General features: G+C 54.6%; 11 protein-coding genes. 8 read left to right on the top strand and 3 right to left on the bottom strand.

The window, feature by feature from the left end; genetic code table 11:
- Positions 1–246: 246 nt before the first annotated feature.
- The 6 genes from K529_RS13060 to K529_RS23075 all read left to right on the top strand — a co-directional run bounded on the left by K529_RS13060 (position 247) and on the right by K529_RS23075 (position 7,800).
- Positions 247–1,812: a sulfatase gene (locus K529_RS13060; RefSeq protein WP_046002814.1), complete on the top strand. Its 1,566-nt coding sequence runs from the start codon at positions 247–249 to the stop codon at positions 1,810–1,812.
- A gap of 96 nt (positions 1,813–1,908) precedes the next feature.
- Positions 1,909–2,844, top strand: a complete 936-nt coding sequence (locus K529_RS13055) for a LysR family transcriptional regulator (RefSeq protein WP_065327210.1) — start codon at positions 1,909–1,911, stop codon at positions 2,842–2,844.
- A 12-nt stretch (positions 2,845–2,856) separates the two neighbouring features.
- Positions 2,857–3,723, top strand: coding sequence for an SUMF1/EgtB/PvdO family nonheme iron enzyme (locus K529_RS13050; protein ID WP_005614209.1), 867 nt, complete (start codon positions 2,857–2,859; stop codon positions 3,721–3,723).
- A 1,088-nt stretch (positions 3,724–4,811) separates the two neighbouring features.
- Positions 4,812–5,681, top strand: coding sequence for a hypothetical protein (locus K529_RS13040; RefSeq protein WP_065335466.1), 870 nt, complete (start codon positions 4,812–4,814; stop codon positions 5,679–5,681).
- Positions 5,678–6,796 (top strand): hypothetical protein, encoded by a 1,119-nt coding sequence (locus K529_RS13035; protein ID WP_005614579.1) that lies wholly within the window; start codon positions 5,678–5,680, stop codon positions 6,794–6,796. The genes K529_RS13040 and K529_RS13035 overlap by 4 nt, the downstream gene beginning before the upstream one ends.
- Positions 6,797–6,879: 83 nt before the next feature.
- Entirely contained in the window at positions 6,880–7,800 is a 921-nt protein-coding gene (locus K529_RS23075; protein WP_005614578.1) for a PD-(D/E)XK nuclease domain-containing protein, read from the top strand.
- A 182-nt stretch (positions 7,801–7,982) separates the two neighbouring features.
- Here the strand turns inward: K529_RS23075 and K529_RS13025 are convergent, their stop codons facing one another.
- From K529_RS13025 to K529_RS13015, 3 genes are all read right to left on the bottom strand, one after another.
- Entirely contained in the window at positions 7,983–8,819 is an 837-nt protein-coding gene (locus K529_RS13025; RefSeq protein ID WP_131665029.1) for a hypothetical protein, read from the bottom strand.
- A gap of 730 nt (positions 8,820–9,549) precedes the next feature.
- The gene (locus tag K529_RS13020) at positions 9,550–11,289 is read right to left on the bottom strand and encodes an ATP-dependent nuclease (protein WP_005660201.1); all 1,740 of its coding nucleotides are present in this window, start codon (positions 11,287–11,289) and stop codon (positions 9,550–9,552) included.
- Positions 11,290–11,815: 526 nt separating this feature from the next.
- Positions 11,816–12,235: a hypothetical protein gene (locus K529_RS13015; RefSeq protein WP_005660204.1), complete on the bottom strand. Its 420-nt coding sequence runs from the start codon at positions 12,233–12,235 to the stop codon at positions 11,816–11,818.
- 232 nt (positions 12,236–12,467) lie between these two features.
- On the opposite strand from K529_RS13015, the gene K529_RS13010 reads away from it, so the two are divergent.
- Positions 12,468–12,941, top strand: a complete 474-nt coding sequence (locus K529_RS13010; RefSeq protein WP_005660206.1) for a hypothetical protein — start codon at positions 12,468–12,470, stop codon at positions 12,939–12,941.
- 597 nt (positions 12,942–13,538) lie between these two features.
- Positions 13,539–18,962: a Hint domain-containing protein gene (locus K529_RS23975; RefSeq protein ID WP_046002812.1), complete on the top strand. Its 5,424-nt coding sequence runs from the start codon at positions 13,539–13,541 to the stop codon at positions 18,960–18,962.
- The last annotated feature ends 14 nt before the right edge of the window (positions 18,963–18,976 follow it).

Raw genomic sequence — 18,976 nt, 5'->3', positions numbered from 1 at the left:
GCTTTCAAAGCATAGGAGCCGGAGACGACTCAATTCAAATATCACTTTGCTAGGTATCGATAGCTTTTTGGTATGGGTGAGCATTGGCGCCTTTATCGTCGCTCATTCGACAAGCGCGCTTAAGTATCGCGCATCAGGTATGTTATTTTCGCATCCCGGGATGCCGAAACGATATTATCCATGCATTTCCAGACTTGTTACCTTTGGGCTGAAACCACAAATCTCTGTCAGATCGGAAAGGCTCACATGCGCACCGTCTTTGTTCTCTTTGACTCTCTCAATCGGTTGTCACTTGGCCCCTACGGCGCAAAATCGATCAAGACGCCTAACTTCGATCGGCTCGCCGCGCGCAGCGTGACGTTCGACAATCACTATGTTGGGTCGATGCCCTGTATTCCGGCGCGACGCGACATGCAGACCGGGCGGCTGGGGTTCATGCACCGGTCCTGGGGCCCGATGGAGCCGTTCGACAATTCCTTCCCCGAGATACTTGAGGCAAACGGCGTCTATTCGCACCTTGTCACCGACCACCTTCAGTATTTCCGCGATGGCGGAGCAACCTACCACACGCGCTACACCACATATGAATACCTTCGCGGTCAGCATGGCGATGCCTGGAAGGCCGACGTGGCGCCGGACTGGGCAAAACTGAAACAGAAATACCACCCGCTGCAATACAACGAAACCCGCGGCGTCGATCAATACCATCACATCATAAATCGCCAATTCCTACAGGAGGAAGGCGACTACCCTCTGACAAAGTGTTTTGATTCCTCGAAAGAATTTCTGGACCGGAACCGCGACACCGACGACTGGTTCCTGCAAATCGAAACCTTCGACCCGCATGAACCCTTCAACGCACCAGAGCGTTTCAAGGACAGTTTTCCAACCGATTACGATGGTCCGGTTCTGGATTGGCCACCCTATGGACGGGTGCAGGAAAGCCCCGATGAACGCACCGAGATCAACGCCCATTATCGCGCGAACCTCGCCTTTTGCGACGAACAGCTTGGCCGGTTGCTGGATTATTTCGATGAACACGACCTCTGGGATGACACCGCGCTGATCGTTTCGACAGATCACGGGTTCCTGCTGGGCGAACATGACTGGTGGGCCAAAAACCGGATGCCGATCTACGAAGAAATCGCGCATATTCCACTGTTCGTGCATCATCCCGCCCATGCGGACCAAGCAGGCACACGGCGGGACGCCCTGACCCAGACGCCGGACCTGATGCCGACATTCCTTGGCCTGCATGACTGTGCTGTCCCGGACGAGGTGACCGGCCAGTCCATTCTGCCTTTACTGGTGGATGACACGCCGATCCACGACGTGGTTATCTTTGGAACATTCGGCAGCGCGGTGAATGTCTGTGACGGCAAACATGTTTTCATGCTTTACCCCGAACACGTGACGATCGAGGGGCTTTATCAATACACTGTCATGCCGACGACCCTGAACTACTTGTTCGAAGTCGATGAACTTGCACAGGCCGATCTGGTGGCGCCGTTCGATTTCACCAAAGGCGCGCGGCTCTTACGCACGCCCGCGATGGAAAAGTCACCGTTCAATCCGTTTTTCGGACCGCAGGTGTTTTTCGACACCGAAACCGTGCTCTACGATCTTGACGCCGACCCGAAACAGGAAACGCCCTTTCGGGATTCCGATATCGAACTGGAACTGGTCTTCGCCATGCGGGAACAGTTGCGGCGCCATGACGCGCCAGCCGAACTCTATGCGCGGTTGGGGTTGCCGGCTCCGGTCGGGGCTGGGCCCGTCCTTCTGACGCGGCAACCGGAGGCTGCCGAATAGCCAGCGCCCGAGGTACGGGTCCGCCGGTCCCCCATCGCGTTGACATTGGCCAATATGATGCCCCGGCGCTATGGTGGGGCAATCGCGCAAAGTTGGATGCAACGCTTCATGGATCGAAAACACATCGTCTTTCTGAAGGTGGCCGAGCTGGGAAATGTGACTGCTGCCGCGGCCGAGTTGCACATCGCGCAACCCAGCCTCACCCGCGCAATTGCCGCACTTGAAGACACGTTTGGCGCCAAACTCTTTATCCGCCAGCCCCGCGGGATGACTCTGACGGATGAGGGTCGCGTCCTTCATCGACACCTCAGGGAAATGGAAGCGGTCTATCAGCGCGCCTGCCGTGATGTGGAAACTGTCAAGCGCGGCTATCACCAAGCGATCAACATCGGGTGCGGCCTGACTTACCAGTTGCTCTTGATGCCGGAGATATTGCGCCGTCTGTGGCTGGAGTTCCCGCAATCGTCGTTCCGCGTCTTTACCGGTTCTGCGGACGACCATACCCGCGCGCTTCAGGACGGTGACCTCGACTTTGTCATCACGGCAGCCACGGACGGGGTCGACGACGCTCTGGTTGACGTGACAAGGCTTTGCCGTATCGAGCATGGCGTCGTGCATCGCCCCGGCGTGCTGCCTGATATCCCCGACACCGAAAAAATGGACCTCGCAGCTCTCGACGATAAATCATGGGTGCTGTTCCAGACGGAACCTCAACTGAAACTGAGTATGGAAAACCGGTTCTTGCAACTCGGGCTGGCCCCGCCAAGGATTGCCCTGACCACGTCGTCGCTGCAAGTGGGGCTGGAGCTGGTGGCAAGCAACGACATGGTCATGTCTGCGCCGACGCTGCTGCGCGATTGGCTGCGCGCGCGCGGCTATCGGCTTCATGCGACCAGCGTGCCGATCTGGGAACTCGATTCAGGAATAGCCATGCTCAAGACCAATCGCGATCATCCTGTCGCCGAAGCCCTGATCGGCCACGCACAGGAACTGGTGCGGACCTTGCCGGCCTTTTCCCTCGGTACAACTTGATGAAATCGGACCATGACTGACACCAAACCACCCATCGCTCGGTTTCCTGCGACCAAAAGCTGGGCCGGCACCCAAAATCCGGTGATCCCGGACGATGGAGAGCAGATCATTCGCCGTGCCACTCTGCGGGGTTTTGGTATAGAAGCCCACTGCGTGACGGTCGCCCGGTTCGCCACCTTCGTCGCCGAAACGGGGTATGAAACAGACGCCGAAAAGCTTGGATGGTCCTATGTGTTTCGGGGGCTTCTATCCGATCCCGATGCGGCAGACGTTATCGGGGGCTACGAAAAGGCGGGTTGGTGGTGGGCGATAAAGGGGGCCAATTGGCGCTATCCTTCAGGCGTTGAAGACCCCGCCGCAGTGCAGGACCATCCCGCAACGCAGATATCCTGGAACGATGCACTGGCCTTCGCGACCTGGGCGGGCGGTCGGCTGCCCACCGAAGTCGAATGGGAACATGCGGCACGCGGCGGAGTGGAAGATCGACGATATCCATGGGGCGCGGACGAACCGGACGATCACAATCTCTACTGCAACATCTGGCAAGGCCGGTTCCCCGAGCAAAATACATGTGCAGATGGTTACTATGGCACAGCGCCGGTCGATGCCTTTGCACCGAACACCGCCGGGATATTCAATGTTTCGGGCAACGTGTGGGAATGGACTGCAGACCCTTTTCGCATAGCGTCCCTGAAATCGGCGGCCAAGGCGCGCAATGTCCAATCCAAACGGGCCGGTGACAAAGTCCTGAAGGGCGGTTCGTTCTTGTGCCATGCCAGCTACTGCTGGCGCTACCGCATTGCCGCCCGTGCTGGACGCGCCCCAGACACAGGGGCAAGCCATACCGGTCTCCGCATCGCGTATGACTTGCATGCCTGAGATGCTGCGCAAGTCGATGACCGGTGGACTGTCCACAGGGGCGGCCGGTATGTCTAAACGCGCAGAAATATTCGGCTTTTGCATGATTGAGTGACTGCGATCAGAGTGGAGGGAGCCCAGCGAAGAGGGCTCGCACGCCCCTACCGACACCGAATGTGAGCTTACCTCGGAGCGGTCCCAATGACATGGGGCCAAGTCCGCGACTTTTTGTTCAGGCGCACTACGCAACGAACATGTAGTCGGACCAGGCCCCACGAATACATCCAACAATGACTGCTTCCGTGATAGTGCCGCAACGCAGCGAGAGGCACGCGACATGTGGATCACGATGCTGCGTCAGCAAAGTGCGAAAAACGAAGGTCGGCTTCGTCCGCTGAGCCGCCATTCACGACGGCCATGATCAATGTCTCGAAACAGCCGGTCTGTGCATGCTCATGGTGCATTGGCAGCCGGCCCGCTTCAGCTCTGCTGACCAGAGCCCCCGCAGCCATAGCAGGTGCTCGACCCGATGCCGCCGCAGGGCGGGCATGCCTTCCACGCGCCGTCATTACTGGTGTCACCGGCGCCATTGCAGGTCGGGCAAGTTTTACGACCGGAGCCGCCACACTGGTTGCAGGTCATGGATCACCTCTTGCTGACTTGGCGATAATAGTCCAACATAGATATGTTTTTTCGCACATTCGCCAAGTATCAGGCGACATCAAGGTCCCGCAAGGAATGACTGGCCCTCCAGGGCCCGCGCGCCGGCTCGGTCATCGTCGCTTCCCGCCGCCTTATGGCGTGTGGCATGGCCTTCGTCCCCGTGAGGCCGATAATCACGGGGGCCCCCCTTTCAAACACAAGTTCCGCCAGCGAAATGCGCGCACTACCTGCGCGAATTTTCATCAACGATAGCCATCGGCTTGCTCGGCTTCCCGATCTTGTTCGGGATCGAAGCATGTCTTCATATACATTTCCCAAGCAATCCGCTGATCCGCACGGTTTCCGCACTCTGAGAGACCACAGGCGCAGGTCGGGGCAAAAAAAGCTTGTCCGGTGAGCAGATTATGGCGATCTTCACGTCATACTGATCCCATTACAGGTAAACGATGTTTAAGATCATTTCTTCCATATCTGCACTCTCTGCTTACCTTCTTTCAACCACCGCACACGCTCAGAATGCGGAAGAACCATTTGATATGAGCACCTTTGCCGGGCAGGCTCTGCAACGTTCTGTTCACATGCTACGTGCATCTTTCATCAGCAATCCGGATTTGATAATTTCCCAAGTGTCCGGAGAAATAGACCCCGGTCTAATGACTGATCTCAAGCTTGAGGATGAGATCCCAGCACTCCTGTCCCGTAGCCTGGCTACGGCTAGCTGTCTTGAAGACGAGTTCTGGAAGATCGGATTTTTCGATCCCATGACCAATATCTGGATTGTTTCTGAGTTCGGGAACAATGGGCCAGAGGCCACTCGTATGGGGGTCGGTATAGATCAGGCGGATAATAGTCCGTCCTGGTGGCCATTCTTTACGAACTCGACTACGCCAACCAGCAGCGCCCTGCAGAAAAGTGCGCTCCTTCAGCTCGCTGATTTCTCGATGACGTTCGGACAGAGTGACTGCGCTCCGCTAGATAGCATGAATAACAGATTTTTTGCCGGCCGGGCAGCTGCGCAATTGGTCGGCATTGCTGCGGAGTGGCCCGAGGTGCCCAAGGGGCACCATGAAGGCGCCTCCAAGATGCTCAGTACGTTGATTGGGAAAAGAGAGGCCGAGGGTTGGCTGCCATGGCGTGCGGTGCCCGGCCCTGACGGCGAGAGCTGGCTGGTTCCCTTCTACAGCAAAGAGAACCCCGAAGAGGTCATCTTGACCAGCTGGGGGAGTGCTGGACAGGGACAAGTCAGTATGGTCGATGCCTTACCCATAGTTTTCAAGGATGTTCTCAGCGGAAAATTTGAGGAAAACGCAGAATGATGAAAGTTGCTCTTTTTCTATCAATTTCAACTGCTTTTTGCTCGATCTCACATGCCAACGAAGCTCTTGATATTGCGGGGTCTATTGCTGATGAGCTGGGTTACACCTCCTCCTCTATGGCTTTGAAAGGGGTGTCTGCTTTCGATCAGGGAGGTCAGTTAGCCACTGACTTCATAATGGGGAACGAACGTGGCTTATGGAAAACTGGTGGCAGCGTTGGGTGTAGTCTACTCTTGTCCCGTTTCCGCACCGCGGGTGAAGCAATTGCTGTTGCCTGCGGTGAGCTCGCCGGACTTGCTTATGACCTGGCCCCGGAACCGGTGGACCGCAGGCGTCAGCTAGAACTGGTCATGGAGGACATCGGAATTAGTTGGGATGATTATCCCAAGGATCTGCGGTACGCCACGACCCAGGAGTATTATGATTATCAGATCGAGGTCTTGCAGGACGTTATTCGGCGGGAGCAACTAAGTAAGGGGTTGGACATGCCTAACGCATTCTTGAATGATCAACTTCATGACATTCAAGCAAAACGCGATGCTCTCGCATCCATAGCTTTGTTACCAGAAGCCCAACCCGAACCACCAGTATCAGGCGAAAGCGATTCACGGGTTCCGTCCTGTGAAAAGGAAGAGCCCCCGCAGTTTATGATCAATAGCTGTCTGAGCGGAGCTGGCGGGAACCCCAGTAGCCCGGCCTACCATCAATGCGTACAGAACATTATAGACGGAATGGATTGCATTGCCTCCTCCCAAAACAACTCTGCAGTTCAGCGCATAATTGAGGAAAAAATTTCTTACGGCTGCAACGGATCTGGCACTATGTCAGATGATGGAATGCTCTGGTCAGATCTGGACATGGATGGCGATCAGGACCTGCTCCTAAATGGAAGCGGTATTTCCTGCAGCAATGCACGCCCTATTTTTTGTGGTGTCAGGGTTTGCAGTAGCTGGATCTATTTTTCTGAAGGGGGCGGCTTCATTGAGAAGATCGAGATCCTAAACGAGATTCTGGAAACGGATCAATCTGAGCCTCCGCGGATCAAATTGATGGGGCATGATCTCAAGACTGGATGGTTCCAATGGGATGGGACGGGGCTTTCGCGGGCAGAATGAAGGACGGATATGTTATTGTCTGACTCTTCACCATTCCTGCGGCTACAATCCATGGGACGCGACAATTTAGGAACAATGTAATTATGAGCAGAGCCGACTACCTCGCCAAATCACGAGAGGCGGGCATCTACATGCAGACTTTCATTTGCGCGCGACAGGAGGAATTTAGTGAGGCGGCGCGCGAGTCGAGCCCTCACAAAGGATGGAATGGGTTGGGCGCCGATGAGGCCCATGATATCGCGATGTCCCTATGGCACTACACGGATGAGTGCTTTCTGTACTGCCGTATTCCCGAGGACTATGGCTCGCCCGTAGCATTTGAAAGCGCCCTCCAGTCCTTATGCGACTGGCTCAAACGCATGAGGGATCGACTACAAGAGATCATGGATCAGGCCACCGATCGCATCACCATCTCCAATACCGTTCCGATCACGCTTGAACACGTGACAGCTACGCTGTCCGCCGCAGAAGAGACACTCATGCAACTCTCTGAGGCGAGTAGGGAACTACCGGGTGGCGGAGCCGCTGTATTTGCTGCCGCGCCTACGCCCATGGAAAGGGTCCAGGAAATCGCTAACCGCTTCCCTAGTGTCGTCGCGCGCATGAAGAAGCGTCGCAGTACTCGCCAGCCTCTCGAGATCACTGACGAGTACGATGTTCAGTATCTGTTTCAAGCACTTCTTGGCGTTCCTTTTCTAGACGTTCGCCCAGAAGAGCCAACGCCTTCGGTTGCCAGTGGATCGGGGAGAGCGGACACGCTCCTTAAGCCCGAACGCATCGTAGTCGAGTACAAATGCACGCGCCACAACCTGGGGGCCAAGGAGCTGCGCAAGCAGATTGCCGAAGATTTCCTTCTCTATAGTGCGCAGGCGGAGTGCGATCGGCTCTTCGTGTTCGTCTACGATCCAGGCCAAAAGTTGGAGAACCCCGAAGGGTTCGAGAATGACCTCATGCAGAGGAGCGTTGACGGGTTGGAAGAGGTTCGGATTGCGGTTCGACGCTAAGATGAACCGCTTCAACGCCCTCGGCACCGCCAAGATCGTCCGCGTGACCTCACGTCAACGGGGAAAGGGGCAGTCACGCTTCAGGCCGGGGTAATGCAACAACTCCGACCCTCGGAGCCGTCCTAACAGGGATTCTGAAACAGAGGTGTTAATCAGGAAGACAGCTCCGGGAAAATCCGATATCAGACAGGATCGTGTGGATGCGGTCTCCACTTGTTCAGATTTCTTTTTTTCTGCCTCAATTCCCACAGGGGTCTATACAAGCGGAACGCAGCTGCGATTGCAGCAACATGTAGAATAATCATCCTAAAAAATTCAAACATCACAAACATTCGGTACGGCCCAATCGCGTCACGAATTGATTGAACACGTGCATTGTACTCTGCATGATTTCCGTTAATGTACACCATCAGTTTCCTGACTATATTTCTCTCCTCTATGCTCGAACTGCTATAGGAAGTACCAATGCGTTCATCAAATTCCCTTCGATATTTGAGCATCTTAATGTCTTCCCACTTGGGTTTTTGATTATAGTTTTTAAGCACCCAGTGGTCACCCTCATCGGGTGATACATCAAAAGGTATTGTGATATAAAAGCTTGTTTCGATATCATGAACTTCAATCACAAGATCACTGACAATCTTGCAGAATTTACTGAGCTGCATAGCGTCAAGTTGTCCATGGTCCTTACTGAAACCGTTTGGCAGGCACCAGTCTTTATTGAACTCCACCGCGTCGCGCTTGACCTCCATTAAAGTGGAGTAAGCGAGATTAGCATCCCTTTCCATTATTTGTGGATACTTGGAATATGTGAGACTCAAAGATATTAATATCAGTGAAGACACTCCGAATAAGACCCAAAAAAAGTCTGCGTATATTTTTCCGATATCGCTAAATTGAAACTTGGCCACATACAGCAAGATGAGTGCCAAGGTGAAAGTCGCAATGATGCTCCAAGTTGCATAACAATCTATCCAATAATTCGTCTTATCAATAAATTTGATAAATTCCAGAAACACCCGACGCCCCCTGTTTTTTTGACTGAGCCTACTCGGGGAGTACATCGCCATGCCATGAGGCTAGCCATCTTGGCCTCCTGATGAATTGAAGACCAACCCACTGACTCAACCATACTCATACGATGCCTTGCTGCCAATGAAGCATAAGCTTGTACGTTTTGGCGTTTTTCATGCACACCCCCTGTCAAGAGACTTGGGGTGCCGTATCGAAGGTTTCTTCTAGCACACTGGGATAGAACGGTCTTTCAGCACAACCCGTGGTGAACAGCACCACATAGGTCTGCCCTTTTCGTCAGAAGTCTTGCCTCTGATCGGGCGGGCTACCCGGGCGGCTCTTAGCTGCATTGTGCCTGAAGGTCAGCAGCGCGGACATGGACTGCCATTCATGAAACGGGCGTCGATGGCCGCAGCCAGCCCAAACGGGACATATGAATTCGGCGCAGTGCCAACTTTGTTGTGGGCGCGAAAAACCAGGGCCTCCCTCCTGAAAGCAGCCATCCAGCGAGCGTCGACGGCCCCGGCTGATGTTGTGGTTCACCCCGGGAGCAGTGATGCGTATTATAGCGGCCTCCCGTAGTGGGAAGCTTATGTCAAATAGCTTTTCCTAAATCCACCTTCGAGGCACCACTAAGTCACCCAATCGATTAGATCCAGAATTTCTAGTGGTTGCGAACCCCCTTCAGTCTTGCGTAATTTGAATTATAAACATTTTTTCAATTGGCGCTAGAATCTACTCTAACCCGTTCCAAATGCGAATATGACTACAGAGATTGCTGAGCGAACTTTCAAGGTCAAGATGGTTGGATATGGCGTCGCGGTCAATCAAGCTCTCGACTCTGTGAGCCAGATCGACTTTTGTCGATGCAAGTTTGGACAGCTCCGAAATTTTCGGAATGTCTTCATATTCATCTTCGATAGTCAGAGGTTTACCCGCTACCTGACGCCAAATGTCATCTGGAATATAGTTTTCAATCTCCTTCCCGGCAGTGATCCATGCATATCCGCCGAGCTGCTCAACTTGCCGGATAATTTCTTTCTTTGTGTCGTTCAACCGCATTTGAGGGCGTCGTGGCTTGCCGGTTTTTGTTCGCCACGCTTTCGGACGCCGGTCGCTATCCATAACAATGGCTATATTTCGGTTTACCGCTAGCATAGCGATCTTCTTGGGGAGTTCTTCAGGAGGGAGAGCATCGAAGTGGTTCAACACCTTTCCGCCGTAAAACATGAACGTGTAATGCACACCTTCTCTGAGGCCCTCTTCCGACATAACTTCGATCCATTTTTTAATGTAGATTCGGTCGGAAGGCCCTTCAACCCAGATTATGCCATTGGCCTGCAGGATGTCCGAACCACGAACATCCAAATCTTCCAAAATGCTCGTTTGCCCAGCGTAGTCGAGAACGTTACCGCAGACGGTCCGGCCTTTCTCTCTTCTCACATGAAGGATGGTTGCATCGTCCCTTTTGGTGGCCAAGTCGATGCAAATTGGTGAATGGGTCGTAATAACCAAACTGAACCCGCGCTCTTCTCGCTGCCTTGCCAGAAAGTCTATTAGTCTTCTCAATAGTGCCGGGTGAAGATTGTTTTCTGGTTCCTCTAAGCAGAATATCAAGTTAGATGCAGATCCTGTTTTCTGAACGGCTGGGTACAGGCGCAAAAAGGCAAGAACTAAGAATACTGTTCTCAATGAACTTCCCGATTGTGATAAGCGAATATCACCCTTATTATCTTCTCGCAGGTAAATCTCCCAATTTCCTGAACTTTCATTTTCTTGGCATGTGATTGCTGAAAACTCGCTATCGCCGAGGTAAATTTCATTCAGGTCATGAAGTAATTTTTCTTCAACCAAATGCCTAGGGAGATCTTCACTATTAATGAACGCTCTTATCAGGTTGGTCAGCCCACTTCCTGTTGAGCCCAAAAATCTTTTGGTATCACGCTGCTCCGGCTGCACGTCTCGTTCTGCTTGGATGCGTGTACACCACAGATTAGAAAGGGGAAACTCAACGCACTTGTCCAGTTCACTAAGGAATTGTGGAATCAAATTCAGCTTACCTATTTCTTCTTTTTTAATCTTCGAATTCTTACGCTGATCGAAGGTCCAGGTGAAGGTAAACGGGAGGATGTTCTCATTTGCGTAGTGCCAGTGGTTTCGACCAGGAACTCCTCCACCACTAGCATTCGATGAAAAGACTCGTTTTAGTTTTGTTTCATCAGGGCGCGTTTTGATTTCGATGGATGGAGAAGTACCAGCTCTGGACAGTGGCCCATTGAACATAAGCCCCTCGGTTTTGACACATTCTTGCAACACATCCAGAACAGTTGACTTCCCGGAATTATTCTTTCCAATAACAAATGTAATGGGGGCAAGACGGAAAAGTCCGCTTCCGTCTTCGTCAAAGCACTTCACTCCTCGAATATTGAGGGCAAAGCCGTCTAGGGGGTGAAGCAACTCAATTAACTCGGTCATGAATCTGCTCGTCTCTCAACCTAACTTAGATGTTGGTAACAATATCGCGTGCGACCTTGAGGCTTCTTGAACCGAACTACAAGCGGGTGCTGATTAGTTTACGGATCCGTTGGGAGCGAATATTGCTTGCGAATGAAGGATGGCAGTGAAGTGCCGAAAGGTTTTACCTCACTAGATTCTAAACTTTGCATTCGCATCGTGCGGCAGGATTGGCGGGCGCTGCCACAGTTTTGCGCCTAGGCTGATCGTGTGAAACGTTCGGGTTTGCAAAGTTGAATTTCTGCGCTTCGCTTCTATTCGAGCGAGGCGCAGCATTTGGTAAAGTAGGCTCACGTTCAGCCGTTCGCTGCGCGTTGCCCGAACGGCAGCTTCGGGCGCGGTGAGCGCCACGCGGCCCTTGGGAGGCAAACCTTCCTGACGAAAAAGGCAATCTCGACTTTGCATAGAGATTCCGCTGCGTTGTTTTCAAAACACATTTCCCCGCCCGAGAGGTAGGACTTTGTGACCCGTCCCACGTGGCTAGTGGTCACTTTCCCTCTTGAGATTTCAGGAGTGCCACAACCGGCTCAACAGCGTTGCGAAGATAGACCGGTCCGACATCCAAGCCGTTCGGGCGGAACGGCTGGACCCCCTCCCGCTGCAGAACGGCCCGAATCGTGTTCAAATGCGCACCGGTTTCGGCCGACAGCATCGATGGTGTCGTGTAATTGGCCTCAAACGCAGCGATGTCGTCGCGGCTCATGCGCCATTCCCGACGCCTGGTCGTAGGATTCACAACCAGCATCGCAGGCGTGTGACCACCTTCGATCAGAGCCAGGAATTGACCTTTCCCCCGAATACCCGCCGACCGAGCGAAGGCCGCTGCTGTCATCTCTCCCTGGTTGGTCGATGGCTTGCGCTTCGGCGCGACCTTCGCCTTGAGCGCAGCGACTTCAGTGATTTCCACCACAAGCCCGTGGTAACCGAACACATCAGGACGCTGACCAAGGCGCAGAGAACCCGTCCGGATGGCCGCAATGATCTCTCCAACAGGAAGGTCTAGCCGCTTGTGAACGAGTTGGATCGTCTCCCATCCTGGCTCCTCTGGGGTTGTCGGCCTCTACTACGACGAATGCCAACACGCTTTTACTTCTGGCGAAGTTTCCAATGCAAAGCTACTCGACCGCTTCAAGGCACTGATGAAGGAACCGGAATGGCCATTGATGCTCATCCTGTCAGGCGTCCCGGTTCTGGCCAGTCATGTAAACTCTGAGGAGCAAATCGCCCATCTCCTCTCTCACGTCCATTTCGATGAGATCCACTTGGGCAGGTTCGCTGATCCGACAAGGGATCCGGACCTGATCGAACTGAACAAGCTCGTCTACACCTATGCCGAACGCGCCGATATCGATGTTGAAGAGCTTGTTGACGTCGATTTTCTGCAGCGCCTCGATTTTGCCTGCGGCTCCAGGTGGGGCCTAGTCATCGAGTTGCTGATCCGCGCCCTCGGCTTGTGCAGACTTCATGGCCAGAAGAGCGCCACGGTCAAAATGTTCTCCGAGGCATATGCCCAGAACTCCCGCCTGCCTCAGGGCCTGTGCCCCTTCACCGCACCCGGCTATCGCGACATGATCGACGGCGGCAAACTCATGGAGATGGTGCTAGACAAATAGCGGCAGGCCAATACGGGTATGGACGTTTCAGGGCTCGCATTGCGGGCCCTTTTTTTGGCCGCCGCCGTGCATGCTTATGTGTCAACTGTGCATGCTTATGCCTTGCGGTGAAGAACGCCCTGCGGCAAGCATCTGAAAGACATAAGATATTTACGCGCGGCACAGCCACCGAATCAACTGGGTGTGCAAACTTATGGTGCATTGGCAACAGACTCACTTCCCTAAATTTCAATATTTTTATGATAGCCACAGCGGCAGGCGCTGTGCCGAGGTTTATCGCTATTTAACAAAGTTAAGGGATGTTCCGGGTGTTTGGTACAGTTTTGGAATTGGTGAAATGTCTGGCGATTTTGTTGTCAATGTTGCCATCGGGGGCTTAGGGCCACTCGGCGACAGTAGGAGTGAGTCTGCGTCTGATAAGCAAACCGACGCGGTTGCTGTTGGGCGGCGCATAGCTGAACTCGCACACTCTCAGTCTTTTTCCTGTCAACGGTCTGATCGCAATGTGGCTGCCGCCGTCAAAGGACCAGAGCGGTGCCATATTACCGTCCCGCTCCCTATTTATCCCGATCAAAGACCAGAGGCGTGAGATAGAAGATGCCACAATATACCAATACTTGGATCCTGCTGGGCACCTATAGTGATCTCGACCCTGCGGATGATTTTTCAACGTATGATGAAGCGGGCAAAACGCTCGTAGGAACGACGTTCCAGTTCGGTGACATGAGTGCGCCGGATGTGACGTACTCGAACGCAACCAGCAGTTTCAACACAAACGACGCATGGTACGGGACACCAGAGAGCAACCCGACCACCCTGTCTTACGACGGCGAGACAACGCAGCTTGATTCCCACTTTGATGTAAAAGCTACCATCACGCTTCAGGATGGGACCGTACTGACCGACCAAAACGTGGAGATGATGCAGGCCGAGAATGGCGATCTGTTCATCTCAAACCTGCCCAGCTTGGGCGGTATCATCGGATCGGTCGAGGTCACCAGTTGGGTTACAGCCCATACCGGATTCAGCGGCGAACATGGTGTATCAAAATCCGCTATTGGAATCGTTGAGGGCGATGATTTTGATAATGATTTCCTGATCGGTGCCGCCAATACCGCGCATGGCGGCGGCGGTGACGATGAATTTCGGATCGACAGTTCTCAGGCGGGCAATGAGGACATTGTTATTACCGGGGGCGAATCCCTCGAAGAACTGACCCAAGACGCCACAAATAACCCCAATGGCCGCATTGGCGATGTGCTTGATCTTACGGGTCTCGACAATGTGACGATCACCTATGATCAAACCGACCCCACATGGGACGGCTCCACGTCTGAGAGCGGCACCGCCACCTACACCAATGATGCCGGTCAGACGGTCACCATCCATTTCTCCGAGATTGAGCATGTCTACGACAGGGATGGCATCGTCGAGGGCACGAGCGGCAATGATTCAATCGATATCGGCTATATGGGAGACCCTGACGGTGACAGGGTTGATGCAGGTGATAACACCGCCGGCAACAATGACGATGTGATCCAGGCAGGGGCTGGAGACGATACTGTTTCCTCCAACCTTGGAAATGACAGTGTGGACGCCGGAGACGGGAACGACAGCGTATTGGGCGGCTCCGGTGCGGACACGCTGTCCGGTGGCGCGGGCAATGACACGCTCGAAGGCAACGATGGCGACGACCAACTGACCGGTGGCGAGGGGTCTGACTCCCTCGTTGGCGGTGATGGCGACGACTATCTCCTTGCTGGTGCTGGGGACACCGTATCTGGTGGCAGCGGCGATGACCTGATCCTGATTGATGGCGCTTTGGCAGGTACAGACACGATCACAATCGTCGGGGGTGAAACGGGCGAGGAACCAGAGGGAACTGATCCTTCAACTGTCTCAAACGGGCGGGTCGGTGATGTGCTGGACCTGCGGTATATGTCCAATGTCACGATCACCTATAATGAGAACGATCCGACCTGGAATGGGGTGACCTCCGAAAGCGGTACGGTAACTTACGCCAATAGTGCCGGACAGATGGTTACCATCAACTTCTCTGAAATTGAGACGGTGCTGTCTGACGACGGTATCGTATCCGGCACCGGTGGCGATGACTTGATTGATGGTTCCTACACGGGTGATCCCGATGGTGACATGGTCGATTCCAGCGCCAATGTTGTCGTGGCCGGTGATGGCAATGACACCGTTTCAACCGGTCAGGGCGCGGATACGATCTACGGCGGCGACGGCAATGACGCCATCTCTTCCGGTGGCGATGGGGATTACGTCGAAGGTGGCGGAGGGGATGACACCATCTATCAGGGCGGTGGCAATGACACCGTTTATGGTGGCTCTGGAAGCGATACGTTTGAGATCCCCGCACAGACCGGCGACAGCATCTACGGCGGCGAGGACAGCGACGATAGCGACGTTGATATCATCGATGGATCAAGCGCGTCAGCGCCGGTCAATGTGCTTTACACCGGAGATGAAGCCGGGAGCTATGTTGGCGGCGGTAGTTTTGAGGAAATTGAAGGACATACCCTCACCCAGCACAATGATACCGTAGATGCGAGTGCAGACAGCAGTGGTGTCGTGCTTGAGGGGCTGGGCGGTCATGACAGTCTTATTGGCGGCTCGGGTGCTGACAGTATCGAGGGCGATATCGGTGATGACTACATCGAAGGCGGCGATGGGGATGATACACTCTATGGCGAGACCTCAGGGTATGGTGGAACCGGTGACGATACGCTGAAAGGTGGTGCGGGTGATGACTACATCCACGGTGGCAGCGGAATTGACAGCCTCATGGGCGAGGAGGGCAACGATACGCTCTATAGTTACGCTGGCGACTCCACCCTCGATGGCGGGTCCGGCAATGACCGTCTTGATGTTTACTTGGGCAACAACACTCTAGTTGGCGGCGACGGAGACGACACGATTTCCGGCGGTATGGGCGACGATTCCATGCTGGGTGAGAGTGGCGATGACAGTTTTGCACTTGCTGACGACTTTGGGAGCGACACGATCGTCGGCGGTGAGACCGGTGAAACAAGTGGCGACACGCTTGATCTGCGCAACATTACCAGCGATCTCACCATTGACCTGACCTCAGCCGATGCAGAGGCGGGTAGTTTTACGGACGGCACCAGCACCGGAACTTTCACTGAGATTGAGAACATTCGACTGGGCGGCGGCGCGGATACGCTTGTGCTCGCTGATGGGTCTGGTGCTGACGCTGTCGAAGGCTTTGACTTGACCGATAGCGGCGACGGCACGACGGTCGACCAGCTTGATGTCTCTGATATCACAGATGCCGATGGCAAACCTGTCAATGTGTTCGATGTGACGGTCTCTGATACCAACGGTGACGGCACCGGTGATGCGATCCTGCAATTCCCCAACGGCGAGAGCATTACACTCGCAGGGGTGAGCCCGAGTTCGGTGAACAATCAGGCCGCGCTGATGTCGATGGGCATTCCGGGCCCGGATTACATTGTTGAGGGCACCAGCGGTAATGACAGTATCGACATCGGATACACGGATGATCCCGAGGGTGATCTTGTCGATGGCAATGACAATGCAACCGGAAACAATGATGACTACATTGTCGGCGGTGCGGGCGATGACACGATTAACGCTCGAAATGGCAATAACACCGTTGAAGGCGGCATCGGGCACGACAGCATCAGCGGTGGCTCTGAGGCAGATCAACTGTCAGGCGAGGCGGGCAATGATACCATTTGGGCCGGGGCTGGCGACGACTTGGTACAGGGCGGTGATGGCGACGATCTCATGCACGGGCACGGTGGCGACGACACCCTGTTGGGCGGCAGCGGCGATGACCGCATTTTTGTCAGCGACGGCAACGACAGCGCCGATGGTGGCGATGGCGATGACCAGTTCTTCTCTGACAACCTGACCGGAAATGACACTGTTATTGGTGGCGAAGGCGGCGAAACTGACGGCGACCGCCTGAATGTACAGTTCATCACCGATGATCTGACCATTGATCTGACCGGCTCTAATGAGGAGGCCGGAACGATCAGCGATGGCACGCATACGCTGCAATTTTCCGAAATTGAAACGGTGGTGCTGAATGATTGGACCGGATCTGGTGACGGAACCAACACCCTCGTTCTGGGCGATGGCGGCGGGAATCGTGAGGTAAAATTCTTTGAGGTGCCGACCGATAACGGTGACGGAACTTACACGGGCAATGACCAGCTTGATGTGTCTGGTGTTACGTCAGATGGGACCACGCCGATCAGTACGGGCGATGTAACCGTTACGGCAGATGCCGCCGGAAACGCTATTCTGACATTCCCCGGTGGAGAGAGCCTGAAACTGGTCGGGATGACCGCAACGATGGCCTCCAATCCAGCTGTCTTGATGGCGATGGGCATTCCGGGCCCGGATTACATCGTTGAGGGCACCGGTGGCAACGATATGATCAATGCTGGCTACACAGGCGATCCCGGCGGTGACATGGTCGATGCAGGTGATAATGTGGCTGGAAACGATGACGATTCCATCCGCGCCGGGGATGGGGATGATACGGTTTGGGCTGGCGCTGGCAGTGACACGGTGGATGGCGGCTCGGGTCGAGATTCCATTCTTGGTCAGGATGGGGATGACACACTCAGCGGTGGCACCGAGCAGGATACCCTTGATGGCGGTAGCGGTGACGACGTGCTTAGCGGTGGCGAGGGTGCGGATTATCTCTCTGGCGGGATTGGCAATGACACGCTGTCGGGCGATGCCGGTAATGACACGCTCTATGGGCAGAGCGGAAATGACAGCCTCAGCGGCGGCGATGATGACGACAGGCTGGATGGGGGCGTCGGAGCAGACACCCTTTACGGGGATTCCGGCAACGACAGCTTGCTTGGGCAGGGCGATGACGATGCGCTCTTTGGTGGGGATGGCAATGACACCCTCTCCGGGGGCGACGGCAATGATGCGCTGTTTGGTGGGGCCGGGAATGACCTGATGATCGGCGGCAGTGGGGACGATCAGTTCTCTGCAGGTACCGGCAATGACACGATTTATGACTTTGGCACTGGCAACAGTGGCTCGATCAATGATGGTGACAACACCAACAATGATTTTGTCGATCTGACGCATATTTACAATCAGACCACCTATGATCAGGCCGTTGCCGATGGATTGATCGACCCGACAGTGATCCGAAACCCTCTGCAATGGATGCGCGCGGATCAGGCCGACGATGGTGTGTTGAATTCCTCCCATATGGGTGGCGATACGCTGACCATTCGAAATGGCGGAACTGCGGTTTCGGCAGATAAGCTCAACGCGGAAACCACTGGCGTTATCTGCTTTACCAAGGGTACGATGATCATGACGATCACCGGCGAGCGCCCTGTTGAGGAACTGAAAACCGGTGATCTGGTGCTCACCTCTGATGCTGGGTTTCAGCCGCTCAGATGGATTGGCAACCGTCGCCTCTCAGCGGCGCAGCTGGCACAAAGCCCCAATCTGCGCCCCATCCGTATCCGTCGCGGTGCTCTTGGCTTGGATCTGCCAACGCGCGATCTGATCCTGTCGCCTCAACACCGCGTGCTGATTGCAACCCCGGCGGTAGAGCGGATGTTTGGCACCTCGGAAATTCTGGTGGCGGTCAAACATCTGACGGAACTCGAAGGCATCGACGTGATCGACGATGCCCCCGGCGTGGACTACTGGCATTTCCTGATGGACCGCCATCAGGTGGTGTTCTCCAACGGGGCCCGGACAGAAACGCTTTATACGGGCAGCGAGGCGCTAAAGGCCGTCGGGCCAGACGGGCGGCTGGAAATCCTGGCGTTGTTCCCGGAACTGCGCACCGAGACGGCCGCCGACTCCTCGGCCGGGTTCTCGCCAGCGCGCATGATCGCAAGTGGGGCGCGGGGCCGCCGTCTGGCGCAGCGCATCGCTCAGAACAAACAGTTCCACGGTGCTGAATCCGCGCAGTCGCAAATCTGGGATTATGAGGAGACGCAGGTGACGCGGGCCGGTTGATATCAGGAGTGAGG

It is taken from the genome of Tritonibacter mobilis F1926 (assembly GCF_000376545.2).
GTDB classification, from domain to species: Bacteria; Pseudomonadota; Alphaproteobacteria; order Rhodobacterales; family Rhodobacteraceae; genus Epibacterium; species Epibacterium mobile.
This window is presented reverse-complemented; position numbering and strand designations above follow the sequence as displayed.

What these genes read in the sequence shown, in the direction of transcription:
- K529_RS13040 (WP_065335466.1), top strand. Translation starts at nt 4,812, where the DNA reads ATGTTTAAGATCATTTCTTCCATATCTGCACTCTCTGCTTACCTTCTT.
- K529_RS13010 (WP_005660206.1), top strand. Translation starts at nt 12,468, where the DNA reads ATGAAGGAACCGGAATGGCCATTGATGCTCATCCTGTCAGGCGTCCCG.
- K529_RS23075 (WP_005614578.1), top strand. Translation starts at nt 6,880, where the DNA reads ATGAGCAGAGCCGACTACCTCGCCAAATCACGAGAGGCGGGCATCTAC.
- K529_RS23975 (WP_046002812.1), top strand. Translation starts at nt 13,539, where the DNA reads ATGCCACAATATACCAATACTTGGATCCTGCTGGGCACCTATAGTGAT.
- K529_RS13020 (WP_005660201.1), bottom strand. Translation starts at nt 11,289, where the DNA reads ATGACCGAGTTAATTGAGTTGCTTCACCCCCTAGACGGCTTTGCCCTC.
- K529_RS13055 (WP_065327210.1), top strand. Translation starts at nt 1,909, where the DNA reads ATGCAACGCTTCATGGATCGAAAACACATCGTCTTTCTGAAGGTGGCC.
- K529_RS13035 (WP_005614579.1), top strand. Translation starts at nt 5,678, where the DNA reads ATGATGAAAGTTGCTCTTTTTCTATCAATTTCAACTGCTTTTTGCTCG.
- K529_RS13060 (WP_046002814.1), top strand. Translation starts at nt 247, where the DNA reads ATGCGCACCGTCTTTGTTCTCTTTGACTCTCTCAATCGGTTGTCACTT.
- K529_RS13050 (WP_005614209.1), top strand. Translation starts at nt 2,857, where the DNA reads ATGACTGACACCAAACCACCCATCGCTCGGTTTCCTGCGACCAAAAGC.